This window comes from Bacillus sp. V59.32b (genome assembly GCF_003429085.1).
Lineage (GTDB): Bacteria > Bacillota > Bacilli > Bacillales > DSM-1321 > Peribacillus.
Map to the genome: position 1 here is coordinate 1 of NZ_QVTC01000014.1, position 12,901 is coordinate 12,901.

Here is a 12,901-nt window from a genome sequence, read left to right on the forward strand (position 1 = left end):
CAGGGGCAGGCAACAAAAACTATATTCCGGCAACGAAAGTCCCTGTTCCGGCAACAAAAATGAAAAAAACTGCAACAAAATGAAAATTCCGGCAACAAAAATCGGCCCGGCAACAGAATGAAAATGCTCCTATAAACCTCATCAATCTACTTCAATCAGCAAAAAACTCGCTACAATATTGAATTTTCCGTTAAAAGACTGCCAATCGCTGAGTTTTGTTACAAGGTTCTAGTTAGGTTCGGACGAGCATATAGTTAAACAAGCTGAAATGGAGGTAGGTGCTTTTTTTGCGCGTTTCTAATGTAACGGTCAGAAAGAGGCTGTTGATAGCGTTATTGGTAGGCTTGGGCATATTTCTTATCATTGATATCCGTCTGGGAATTGTTCAGCTTTATTTAGGAGAATGGCTCACTGGACAAGCAAAGGAATCATGGAGCCGTGATATTCCGTTTGAGCCTCAGCGGGGAGAAATTCTTGACCGCAACGGCGTCCCGCTTGCCACGAATGTTTCCGCGCCGACTGTTTATGTCGTTCCCAGGCAAGTAGAAGATCCTGCCGAGACTGCCGGGAAGCTTGCCGGTATTCTGGACATGCCTAAAGAAACGGCTTATAAAGAGATTACAAAAGGTGAGATGTATATCCGCCTTTCCAAAGGAAGAAAGATTTCTCATGAAAAAGCCAAAGAAATCAAGGCACTTGGTTTAAAAGGCATATACATTGCCGAGGATTCCAAACGCCATTACCCTTTTGGAGCCTATCTGTCCCATGTTCTCGGCTTTGCCGGAGTGGACAACCAGGGGCTTACAGGAATTGAGCTTTCCTATGATGAGGAATTAAAAGGGGAAAAGGGGTATGTTAAATTCTATTCAGACGCCAAGGGAAAGCGGATGGAAAACATGGCGGATGATTACAAACCGCCGAAAAATGGCTTGAATCTAAATCTTACGATTGATAATAAAATTCAGACAATCATAGAAAGAGAGCTTGAAATCGCGGAGGAGATCTATAAACCGGATGGCATCGTTGCCATTGCCATGAACCCTAATAACGGGGAAATCCTCGCGATGTCAAGCAAGCCTTCTTTTGATCCGGCGAACTTCAGGAATGTACCGCAGGAAATCTATAACCGGAATTTACCGGTATGGAGCACCTATGAGCCTGGATCCACCTTTAAAATCATTACTTTGGCCGCTGCTCTTGAGGAAAAAAAGGTAAATTTGCTAGACGACCATTTCTATGATTCAGGGCATGTCAAGGTAGGAGGCTCCACGCTCCATTGCTGGAAAAGAGGCGGACATGGCTCGCAATCCTTTTTGGAAGTTGTCGAAAATTCCTGCAACCCGGGATTTGTGGAATTGGGCAATCGATTGGGGAAAGATACCCTTTTTAAATATATTAAAGATTTTGGTTTTGGACAAAAAACAGGCATCGACCTGCAAGGCGAAAGTACAGGAATCATGTTCAAAATGGATCGGGTCGGTCCAGTCGAGCAAGCAACGACTGCTTTCGGACAAGGTGTTTCCGTTACTCCGATCCAGCAGGTCGCAGCCGTTTCCGCCGCGGTCAATGGAGGTACGCTATATACACCATTTGTCGCCAAGGAACTCGTTGATCCCGTAACGGGCGAAGTCGTCATGCGGAAAACACCGCAACCAAAAAGGAATGTCATTTCAGAAGAAACGTCAAAGCAAATCCGCGGCGCATTGGAATCTGTAGTTGCCAAAGGCAGTGGGCGGGGCGCTTTTGTTGAATCGTACCGTGTCGGAGGCAAAACAGGTACGGCTCAAAAAGCGCAGGGTGGCCGCTATTTGGAAAATAATCATATTGTCTCTTTCGTCGGCTTTGCCCCTGCTGATAAGCCGGAAATTGTCGTTTATGTAGCTGTAGATAATCCGAAAGGTGTCAGACAATTCGGAAGCACTGTTTCAGCACCGATTGTCGGTAAAATCATGGAAGATGCTTTGCGGGCGCTAAAAGTTCAGCCGCGGAAAGATCAGATAGAAAAAGAAAAAAAATACGGAGACCCGATTATGGTGGAAGTGCCTGAGCTTGTTGGGATGACCAGGAAAGATTTACAAACACAGCTGATCGATTTAAGGCTCGATGTCGCCGGACAGGGAGAGAAAGTGGTAAAACAGGCACCCGAACCGGGAGTGAAGGTAAAAGTAGGCTCAACTATAAGAATATATCTTGGCGAAAGCACAGAATAAGTATAAAATAATAAATGGCAGAAAAGCGGCTGGATACTTTCAGCCGCTTTCTTTACTGAATGAAAAATTACGAATGCCTCAAGTCAGGCTTGAGAGGAATGGAAAAAATGAAGCTTCACACTTTACTTTCTTACTTGCACTCATTCTCCGAATATACAGGAGACAACCCGGATATCACATCCATCGAACATGATAATCGACAAGTGAAAGAAGGAAGTTTATTTATTTGCATCAAGGGCTACACAGTAGACGGCCATGATTATGCCGCCCGCGCTGTCAAAGGAGGCGCTGTCGCCGTCTTGGCTGAAAGGGAGATGTCTCTGTCGGTGCCGGTAATCGTCGTGAAGGATACACAACGGGCGATGGCTGTGCTTGCGGATGCCTTATACGGCCATCCGACCCAAAAGCTCCGACTGATCGGGATAACGGGAACGAACGGCAAAACGACAACAAGTCATTTACTAGAAAAAATCTTTCATGACGCCAACCAAAAAACCGGATTGATCGGTACGATGTATACAAAAGTGGGAGAGAAAATCTACAATACGCGGAACACGACCCCGGACAGTGCAACGCTACAGAAGGTCTTTCATGAAATGGAAGAAAGCAGTGTGGAAACGGCGATTATGGAGGTCTCGTCACATGCCCTTGAACTTGGAAGGATACATGGATGCGATTTTAACATTGCCGTGTTTACGAATCTTACCCAGGACCATCTGGACTTCCACGGAACGATGGAACGCTATAAGTATGCGAAGTCCTTGTTTTTTTCCCAGCTTGGCAATGTCTTTATCGAAGGAAATCCGAAATTTGCCGTATTAAACGCCGATGACGAAGCGACTGAGGATTACAAAAAATGGACCGCAGCTCACGTGTTGACATACGGGATTGATAAGGACGCAGATATTAGGGCCAAAAACATCAACATTACATCCAAGGGTACCGAATTTTTGCTTGTGACCCCTCAGGCAACAAGAAAGGTTACATTAAAGCTCGTTGGGAAATTCAGCGTTTATAACGTATTGGCTGCACTGGGAGCTGCGATGTGCGCGGGAGTTGGCCTCGATCAAATACTTGCTTCGATCGAAGAGGTTGAAGGAGTGTCGGGAAGGTTTGAACTTGTCCAAGCCGGACAGGATTTTTCGGTCATTGTTGATTATGCCCATACCCCTGACAGCCTTGAAAATGTGTTGAAGACGGTTGGAGAATTTGCCGAGAAGAGGATCTTTGTGATTATCGGCTGTGGTGGGGACCGCGATAAAACAAAACGGCCGATCATGGCGAAAATAGCCTGTGATTTGGCGACGGACCCCATTTTCACTTCAGATAACCCACGAAGCGAAGACCCGCACGAGATTCTTCGGGACATGGAAAAAGGAATCGAAGGCAAATCCTATATGGTTATCCCAGACAGAAAAGAAGCGATACAATTTGCTGTTTCAAAAGCAAAGGCGGGGGATGTAATCGTCATTGCCGGTAAGGGTCATGAAACCTATCAACTCATCGGCACTGAGGTTCTCGATTTTGATGATAGAATGGAAGCAAAAGCAGCGATTGCAGCCAATAAATAATTTATGAACAATTGAAAGAAAGCGGCGAGTGTCAAGAATGATTATCAATAAATCTAACAATTGCATTCTGAAAAAAACAACGATAACATATCATGAAAGTGATGAAATACACATGAATATTATGAATAGCTTAATTGCGTCAGGAATGAGGGAGTAAGGCATGTTGGAGCAGGTGATTTTTTATACAATACTAATGGGGTTTCTAATAACGGTTCTTCTCTCTCCTATATTTATCCCGTTTCTAAGAAGACTGAAATTTGGGCAAAGCATTCGCGAGGAAGGCCCTGAATCACATCAAAAGAAGACCGGTACACCGACAATGGGTGGCATTGTCATCCTCTTGTCCATCACATTGGCGACATTGGTCATGACTTTTAAGTTTTCGGAGCCATCCGTGAAAACCTATCTTCTTCTCTTTGTCACACTCGGTTTCGGATGCCTCGGATTTCTTGATGATTTTATCAAAGTGGTCATGAAAAGAAACCTGGGCTTGACTTCGCGCCAGAAGTTAATCGGCCAGATTATCATAGCGGTCATTTTTTATTTTGTTTACAGACAAACGGATGATTTCGTGCCGAATATTTCGATTCCAGGAACCGATTTGTCGTTAAATGTCGGTTGGTTCTATGTGCTTGTGATCATTTTTTGGCTTGTCGGTTTTTCGAATGCCGTAAATCTGACGGATGGGTTGGACGGGCTTGTTTCAGGGACAGCGGCTATCGCGTTTGGTGCGTATGCGGTGCTTGCCTGGAACCAGTCGCAATATGACGTAGCCATCTTTTCAGTTGCAGTCGTGGGAGCGGTGCTTGGCTTTTTAGTTTTTAATGCCCATCCTGCAAAGGTATTTATGGGGGATACAGGCTCGCTTGCGCTCGGAGGGGCAATCGCAACGATTGCTTTACTAACAAAACTTGAGCTTATGCTTGTCATCATCGGGCTTGTGTTTGTCATCGAAACGCTGTCCGTCATCCTGCAAGTCGCTTCTTTCAAATTAAGAGGAAAGCGGATTTTCAAGATGAGTCCTTTGCATCATCATTATGAGCTTGTCGGCTGGTCTGAATGGAGAGTGGTCGTGACCTTTTGGTTTGTAGGCCTGCTTGCGGCAATACTCGGAATCTACTTAGAGGTGTGGTTATAATTGAAACAGACTGATAAATATTTAAGAAAAAAAATACTCGTTTTGGGATTGGCAAAAAGCGGTGTCACGGCAGCTTCACTTTTGCATAAGCTCGGCGCCTTTGTCACTGTGAATGATATGAAGCCTCTTTCTGAAAATCCAGAGGCCCAAGGATTGCTTGAACAGGGCATTAAAGTCATATGCGGAAGCCATCCTATTGAACTGCTCGATGAGGGCTTCGAATTAATCGTAAAAAACCCCGGCATTCCCTATACAAACCCACTTGTTAAAGGAGCGATGGAGAAGGGGATCACCGTTATTACTGAGGTGGAGCTTGCCTATCAAATCAGCGAGGCGCCCTTCGTCGGAATTACCGGCACGAACGGAAAAACAACGACGACGACTTTGATTTATGAAATGTTAAAAGAGGGAGGAAAGCTGCCGCTAATCGCCGGTAACATAGGCACGGTCGCTTCCGGTGTGGCAGAGGAGGCTGAGGCGGAAAATACGATCGTAATCGAGCTTTCTTCCTTCCAGCTTATGGGCATAGAAGAATTCCAGCCGGAAATTGCCGTGATGACAAATTTATTTGACGCTCACCTTGACTATCATAGTTCGAAGGATGAATATGCCGGGGCGAAGGAGAATATAACCAAAAATCAGACAGACAAGCAGTTTTTTGTCTATAATGGCGACCAGAAAGAAGTTTCCGGAATGGCCGAACGCTCGAACGCCCAATTAGTACCATTTTCAGCTAGTAAAAAATACGAAAATGGAGCCTATGCAGATGATGGCTTTCTTTTCTTCCAGGGCGAAAAAATCGCCCGGATATCCGACATCGTCCTGCCTGGGAAGCATAACTTAGAAAATATTTTGGCTGCACTATCTGTCAGTAAGCTAAAGGGAGTATCCAATGACGCGATTCAAAAAGTGTTAAGCAGCTTCCGCGGCGTTACCCATCGGACACAATATGTGGCTACGATTGATAATCGAAAATTTTATAACGATTCAAAGGCAACGAACATTTTAGCGGCGTCGATGGCTCTCTCTTCTTTTAGTGAGCCGATCATCCTCCTTGCAGGGGGACTCGACCGCGGCAATGAGTTTGATGATTTAAAGCCTTATCTAAAAAATGTCAGGGCGCTTGTCACTTTTGGACAAACAGCCGAAAAATTAGAACGTGTAGCAAAAGAATCGGGAATAACAAATATAAAACGTGTCGATAATGTAGAAAGTGCTGTACCGGCTGCTTTCGAATTGTCTGAAGATGGCGACTGTATTCTCCTCTCCCCGGCTTGTGCAAGCTGGGACCAGTATAAAAGTTTTGAAATCAGAGGGGACATGTTTATGGCAGCGGTGCATAAACTGAAATAAGGGCTTGCCCATCGAGCTTTGCATAAGGAAGAACTTTTCTTCCATCTTCGACACCTCAGAAAAAAAGCGATAAGAAGGTTTATCGCTTTTTTTTCGCAGGTACGGACTCTTAGGTCCGAGGCTCATACGGCTCTAATATCTTGCTAGAGGTGTATTTCTGTGCCATTAAAAAAATCCCATCCCGATCTGATCCTGATTATTGTCACATTAACGCTGCTGTCTATTGGACTGATCATGGTGTACAGTGCCAGTGCTATATGGGCAGATTATAAATTCAGTGATTCCTTCTTTTTTGCAAAAAGGCAAATGCTTTTTGCAGGTGTCGGGATTGCTGCAATGTTTTTTATTATGAATATCGATTATTGGACATGGAGAACGTGGGCAAAGGTTTTAGTTATTGTCTGTTTTATCCTGCTGGTGGCTGTATTGATTCCCGGTATCGGTTTGGAACGGAATGGATCGCGAAGCTGGATTGGGGTAGGGGCATTTTCGATTCAGCCCTCTGAGTTCATGAAAATTGCGATGATTGTGTTCCTTGCAAAATATCTTTCAGAGCGCCAAAAACTGATTACCTCTTTCAAGAAAGGCCTGCTGCCTTCGCTATCGCTTGTTTTTCTGGCGTTCGGCATGATCATGCTTCAGCCTGATTTAGGGACAGGGACGGTTATGGTCGGCACCTGCATCGTGATGATTTTTATATCCGGTGCCCGGATTTGGCACTTTGCGGGACTTGGGCTTTTAGGGGTAGCCGGTTTTGTAGGATTGATTCTCTCTGCGCCTTACCGGATCCAGCGGATTACCTCGTTCCTTGACCCTTGGCAGGATCCGCAGAACAGTGGGTTCCAAATCATTCAATCACTATTCGCGATCGGTCCCGGAGGCCTGTTTGGACTAGGACTTGGCCAAAGCAGGCAGAAGTTTTTCTACCTGCCTGAACCGCAGACAGATTTCATATTTGCGATTTTATCCGAGGAGCTTGGATTTATTGGCGGCTCACTTGTAATCTTGTTGTTTGCATTGCTTTTATGGCGAGGAATCCGGATTGCTTTAGGTGCACCTGATTTGTACGGGAGTTTCCTGGCGGTGGGGATCATTGCAATGGTTGCGATTCAAGTGATGATTAATATCGGGGTCGTCACAGGACTGATGCCTGTTACCGGAATCACCCTTCCCTTTTTAAGCTACGGCGGATCGTCCTTGACGCTCATGCTCATGGCAATAGGGGTGTTATTGAATATAAGCAGGTATTCAAGATTTTAAGATACGTCGGCAAACTCCTCTACTTGATAGAGGAGTTTTTTATCAATTTTCCAAAATCCTTTCATCAGAAAAGCGAAGTAATGGTTGGCATTGCCCGTTGTTTAGACTATAGTATATAGAGGGTAAAGCGTCACAGGGCTTTACTTTTTTCTCTTTTTATACAGAACGATGTTGGGGTGACTAAACATGAAGATTGTTGTTAGCGGCGGAGGCACAGGAGGACATATTTATCCGGCTCTCGCGCTCATACGGGAAATCAAAAATAAGGATAAAAACAGTTCATTCCTATATATTGGTACAGAAAACGGCCTCGAGAAGGATATTGTTACTAGAGAAAAAATCCCGTTTAAATCCATACATATTACCGGTTTCAAACGTAAACTGTCTTTCGAAAACGTGAAAACGGTCACGAGATTTCTTAAGGGTGTTCGTGACAGTAAAAAAATGCTGAAGGAATTTAAGGCTGATGTTGTCATTGGAACAGGGGGATACGTCTGCGGACCTGTCGTTTATGCTGCGGCAAAACTCGGCATTCCATGCATCGTCCATGAACAGAACAGCATACCTGGACTGACTAATAAATTTTTGAGCAGATATGTTGATAAGGTAGCGATTTGTTTTGAAGAAGCAAAGCAATTTTTCCCGGAAAATAAGACCGTCCTGACAGGAAATCCTCGCGCGTCAGAGATGCTCCATTTCGAAGGCAAAACAGGATTAAAAAAGCTCGGCTTAAATCCATCGATTCCCACGGTGTTAATCTTTGGGGGAAGCCGCGGTGCGAGGCCGATTAATGAAGCCGTCTTAAAGGTTATGTCAGAGCTTAGAGGGAAAACGTATCAGGTTTTGTATGTGACTGGTGAGGTTCACTTTGATCAGATCTCAAGGGAAATTCAACTGATTGGAAACCCGGAAAATGTGATGATTAAGCCATATTTGAGTAATATGCCGGAAATTTTATCGGGAGTTGATTTAGCGGTAACCCGCGCGGGCGCGACGACACTTGCCGAACTGACGGTGCTCGGGATACCAAGTATTTTAATTCCGAGTCCGTATGTGACGAATAATCATCAGGAAAAGAACGCCCGCTCCCTAAGCGACCACGGCGCAGCAGAGCTTGTACTCGAAAAGGAACTGACCGGCTGCAAGCTGATCAGCACGATCGATTCCATCATAACTGACAAGAAGAAGCTTGAATCGATGAAACAGGCAGCAAAAGACCTCGGTCTGCCGGATGCAGCTGACAGGCTGTATCAAGTGATCACGGACATTTCTAAAAAGAACTGATCCATAGTGAAAGCATACAATGTAAGGAACATTTTATTCAGTCATATAATGGGAGGATTATCATGAAAGAGGCAGTTGAAAAACTGAAGAACTTACAGGTAGGAAGAGTACTTGAAGATGAAGCACTCGCCAACCATACAACGATGAAAATTGGAGGACCGGCTGATCTTTTCATTGAGCCATCCTCGATTGAAAATCTTGAGAAAACAATGGATATTCTTAAGGAATTTGAGCTTAAGTGGACGGTTATTGGGAGAGGCTCCAATCTTCTTGTATCAGACATGGGGATTGAAGGGGCCGTCATTAAGCTTGGAAAAGGTCTGGATGATCTTGAGATAAATGACACGGAGATAACAGTCGGAGCTGGATTCTCCCTCGTAAGCTTGTCTGTACAAATCAGTAAAAAAGGACTGGCGGGACTTGAGTTCGCGAGCGGTATCCCGGGATCGGTTGGCGGTGCCGTTTATATGAATGCAGGTGCCCACGGCTCCGATATCTCCAATATATTAAAAAAAGCTTATGTTTTATTTGAAGACGGAAGCCTAGAATGGTTGACAAAAGAGGAAATGGAGTTTTCCTACCGAACTTCGGTCCTACAGAAAAAACGGCCAGGAATTGTGGTCGTTGCCGTTTTCGGCTTACATTCCGGCAATCGCGAAGAAATTGTCGAGAGAATGCAGAACAACAAGAACTACCGTAAAGAAACCCAGCCATACAATCTTCCGTGTGCAGGAAGCATTTTTAGAAATCCGCTGCCAAATCATGCGGGCAAGCTCGTTCAGGAAGCCGGGTTAAGGGGGCATTCCATCGGAGGGGCGAAGATTTCCGAAATGCATGGAAACTTTATTGTTAACGCAGGAAACGGCAGGGCGGAAGATGTCTTGGCTTTAATACAGCATGTGAAGGATACCGTATATGATAAATACGGCGTCGAAATGGAAACTGAAGTTGAAATTATTGGACGGAAATAGCCAGTAACCGTACTTATGGATCCGAATTTTTGATATAATATCCTGGAAAAGATTTGTCCTGCTTTCAGGACACATCGCTTTTTATATGGACAGGCTGCTTATCAACAGTAGATTAGGTGTCCATTTGTTTTTCAGGAAGAGGTGAACAGGGATGGAGAAAGGGAAAATCGTTTCCATTGAGGATCGCATCCCCAAGCTTAAAGAATTAAGAAAAAGAAAAGCGAACCGACGAATGATACTGCTGCTTTCTTTGTTCTTCGTGTTGATTGCGTGTGTGATGTATTTTCTCTCACCGCTCAGCGACATTCGGACAATTGACGTTGAAGGTAACCGTTATATCTCTTCCGAGCAGGTTGTCAAGCTAAGCGGGTTAACAAACGATACGAATATATGGCAGATTGATAAAAAGCAAGTCAGTAGACAAGTAAAAACGAATCCAGAAATCAAACAGGTCGCTATAAAAAGAAGAATCCCAAATTCTGTCGTCCTTACGATAACAGAAAGAGACCGGCTCGCCTACGTCGTGAAAGAAGGTCGTTTTCAGCCTGTTTTGGAAAATGGTGAGGTTCTGGAGCCTCTGCAGAAAGGAGAAATCCCTGTTTATGCCCCCGTTTTGGTCGGATTCTCAAAAGGTCAAGAGCTTAATCAGCTTCTTGGGGAATTGGGCAAGCTGCCGCAGGAGATTTTGAATTCTATTTCCGAAATACACGAGGCACCTATAAAAACCGACAACTATCAAATAACTTTATATATGAATGACGGTTTTGAGGTAAGCGCAACAAGCAGGACTTTATCGGAGAAGCTTGTGCATTATCCGGCGATAATCAGTCAGTTGGATCCCAATGTCAAAGGGGTCATCAATCTTGAAGTAGGTTCTTATTTCAAGGCTTATGATTCACCTGATACAAAAAACGATAAGGAAACGAAGAAAAATGCCGATGAAAGTTAAAGGGAAGCAGGTGATTCTATCTCTTGTTTGTTTAGTGCTAGGGTTCATGGTTGCCTTTTCGTTTAATTTGACGCAAAGGGAAAACAACAAGCCGGACGCAGAAAATAAAGGATGGGATCGAGAATATCAGCTCAGGGCAGAGCTGATCGAGCAGGAAGAGAAAAACCGAGAATTGCAAAAAGAATTGATTCAAAAACAGTCGGATATAACGGCAATCGAAAAAGAACTTTCACAGGAAGCCAGGGTGTTTTTTAACCTAGCTGAAGATACGGAGAAGTATCGGCTCTTCCTTGGGAAGGTAAAAGTGAAAGGCAAGGGTGTGGAAGTAACTCTCGAAGATGGTGCAGCGGATGAGGCAACTGAAAATCCGAACAGCTATATAGTCCATGAACAGCATGTATTTAACGTTGTAAATGAACTTTACATATCCGGCGCGACAGCGGTAGCGATTAATGGCCAACGATTGAAGCACAATTCTTACATTGTCTGTGATGGTCCGGTTATCACTGTTGATGGCAGACAACATCCAGCTCCGTTCATCATCTCGGCAATTGGTAGCCCGGACGTATTGGCGGCTGCTCTAAATCTGTCTGGTGGAGTAAAGGACCAGCTAGTGAACGACAATATTGTGTTCAAGCTTGAGAGGCAGGATAACATGATTCTGGATCCGACTGTGGGAAGCTAGACCCTCTGGACTGATGTAATAGTGCCACGTACAGGATGTGAACCGCGCTGACGCTGCCACAGGACGTGGCGATCTTAGCCGGCCAGCGCCCACCCCCTCGAACTAGCTCAGGATGTGGCTGACCTTGGCGTTTGCCACACGATGTGGCGTCCTTAGTCGTTCATCCTCACTTGCAGGGCGCTTCCTCTGATTAGAAAGATTGGTGGGAATGTTGAAGAGAATAAATAATTTTGCTTTTACTTTTATAGCTGTTATTATCGGATTTATGCTTGCCATTCAATTTCAATCCCATAAGAATCCTGAAGTCCGTGATACGAGGGATACATGGGAGCTTCGGAGAGATTTATTGCAGGAGCAGCAGAAACAATCTCAATTGATCAAGGAAATTGGCGCTCATGAAGAAAAACTGGCAAAATATCAAACTGAACGAAGTCTGGGCAAGGAAGAAGTCCTCAGGGAAACGCTGGCCGAACTAAAAAGGGAAGCAGGACTTACTGATATTCGTTCTGAAGGAATCATTCTGACAATAGAACCTTCCAAGGAGAGTCTGTTGCTTGGTGAACGATCGAAAAATATCTCACCACATTTATTAAAGAGATTGCTGAACGAGCTAAATATGTATAAAGCAGAGCATATTTCCATAAATGGGCAAAGAGTCATTAATACAACGGTGATTCGTGATGTTAATGGAGAGACAAAAGTTGACGGATTTTCGCTTGATGATTACCCGGTTGAAATAAAGGTCATCGCTCCAGATGCCAAAGAACTGAAGAATCGCATCCAAGTCTCCGAATCGGTCGATCATTTTTTTGTGGATAATTTGAATGTCATCATATCAAACCCTCTGGAAGTCACCATTCCCGCTTATGGTGACACGATAAGAGTTAAGGAAATGGAACCTATTGAAGGAAATGGGGGAGAATCATAATGTGGCTTCCTATTTTCGGACTTCTAATAGGTGTCCTGCTTGGCTTGCTCACAGACTTGAAAATACCCGAAGAATACGCCAATTACCTCTCAATTGCTGTGCTTGCCGCTTTGGATACCCTTTTTGGCGGAATCAGGGCTCATTTGCAGGATATTTATGATGAATGGGTATTTGTATCCGGATTTTTCTTTAATATTATCCTTGCTGCAAGTTTAGCTTTTCTGGGCGTACATCTTGGTGTAGACTTGTATTTAGCCGCTGTATTTGCATTTGGTGTCAGGCTGTTCCAAAACATAGCGGTGATCAGAAGAATCCTGTTGTCCAGGTGGTCCGATTCTCGCAAAAAAACTGGAAAAAATTAAAGGGATAAACCCATGCATGACGAATAGGTAAAAGATTAAAAACGTGTTACCTGCGCGATTTTACTATCAATACCTTACAAAAGTTTCTGTTTAATGAGGGATCCTGTATTTCCAGTGGTAATTTGTAAAGTAGTATACTATTCTATATACAATAGGTTTTTTCTGGCATAATCATGAGTTTAAGAAACAA

11 protein-coding genes are annotated in these 12,901 nt (G+C 44.2%); all 11 read left to right on the forward strand.

The features are described from left to right. Positions 1 to 287 precede the first annotated feature (287 nt). The 11 genes from D0463_RS03610 (at position 288) to D0463_RS03660 (ending at position 12,711) form a co-directional block, all read left to right on the forward strand. Complete coding sequence (locus tag D0463_RS03610; protein WP_117305176.1) at positions 288 to 2,210, forward strand: stage V sporulation protein D; 1,923 nt, start codon at positions 288 to 290, stop codon at positions 2,208 to 2,210. Positions 2,211 to 2,317: 107 nt separating this feature from the next. Next, positions 2,318 to 3,781 (forward strand): UDP-N-acetylmuramoyl-L-alanyl-D-glutamate--2,6-diaminopimelate ligase, encoded by a 1,464-nt coding sequence (locus tag D0463_RS03615; protein ID WP_117305178.1) that lies wholly within the window; start codon positions 2,318 to 2,320, stop codon positions 3,779 to 3,781. Positions 3,782 to 3,941: 160 nt separating this feature from the next. Continuing rightward, positions 3,942 to 4,919 (forward strand): phospho-N-acetylmuramoyl-pentapeptide-transferase, encoded by a 978-nt coding sequence (gene mraY, locus D0463_RS03620; RefSeq protein WP_117305181.1) that lies wholly within the window; start codon positions 3,942 to 3,944, stop codon positions 4,917 to 4,919. Continuing rightward, positions 4,920 to 6,272, forward strand: coding sequence for a UDP-N-acetylmuramoyl-L-alanine--D-glutamate ligase (gene murD / locus D0463_RS03625; RefSeq protein ID WP_117305183.1), 1,353 nt, complete (start codon positions 4,920 to 4,922; stop codon positions 6,270 to 6,272). A gap of 159 nt (positions 6,273 to 6,431) precedes the next feature. After that, positions 6,432 to 7,532: a stage V sporulation protein E gene (spoVE, locus tag D0463_RS03630; protein WP_117305186.1), complete on the forward strand. Its 1,101-nt coding sequence runs from the start codon at positions 6,432 to 6,434 to the stop codon at positions 7,530 to 7,532. Between the two features lie 186 nt (positions 7,533 to 7,718). Beyond that, complete coding sequence (murG, locus tag D0463_RS03635) at positions 7,719 to 8,816, forward strand: undecaprenyldiphospho-muramoylpentapeptide beta-N-acetylglucosaminyltransferase (RefSeq protein WP_117305188.1); 1,098 nt, start codon at positions 7,719 to 7,721, stop codon at positions 8,814 to 8,816. A 62-nt stretch (positions 8,817 to 8,878) separates the two neighbouring features. Then, a complete protein-coding gene (gene murB / locus D0463_RS03640) occupies positions 8,879 to 9,787 on the forward strand; it encodes a UDP-N-acetylmuramate dehydrogenase (protein ID WP_117305190.1) in 909 nt (302 codons plus the stop codon). A 151-nt stretch (positions 9,788 to 9,938) separates the two neighbouring features. After that, positions 9,939 to 10,736 carry a cell division protein FtsQ/DivIB gene (locus tag D0463_RS03645; protein ID WP_117305192.1) on the forward strand — a complete coding sequence of 266 codons (798 nt, stop codon included), beginning with the start codon at positions 9,939 to 9,941 and terminating at the stop codon, positions 10,734 to 10,736. Then, a complete protein-coding gene (locus D0463_RS03650) occupies positions 10,720 to 11,421 on the forward strand; it encodes a DUF881 domain-containing protein (protein WP_117305194.1) in 702 nt (233 codons plus the stop codon). Before D0463_RS03645 ends, D0463_RS03650 begins: the two co-directional genes overlap by 17 nt. Before the next feature lie 208 nt (positions 11,422 to 11,629). Then, positions 11,630 to 12,349, forward strand: coding sequence for a DUF881 domain-containing protein (locus D0463_RS03655; RefSeq protein ID WP_117305196.1), 720 nt, complete (start codon positions 11,630 to 11,632; stop codon positions 12,347 to 12,349). Further along, positions 12,349 to 12,711, forward strand: a complete 363-nt coding sequence (locus D0463_RS03660; protein WP_117305198.1) for a small basic family protein — start codon at positions 12,349 to 12,351, stop codon at positions 12,709 to 12,711. The genes D0463_RS03655 and D0463_RS03660 overlap by 1 nt, the downstream gene beginning before the upstream one ends. Positions 12,712 to 12,901: the final 190 nt, after the last annotated feature.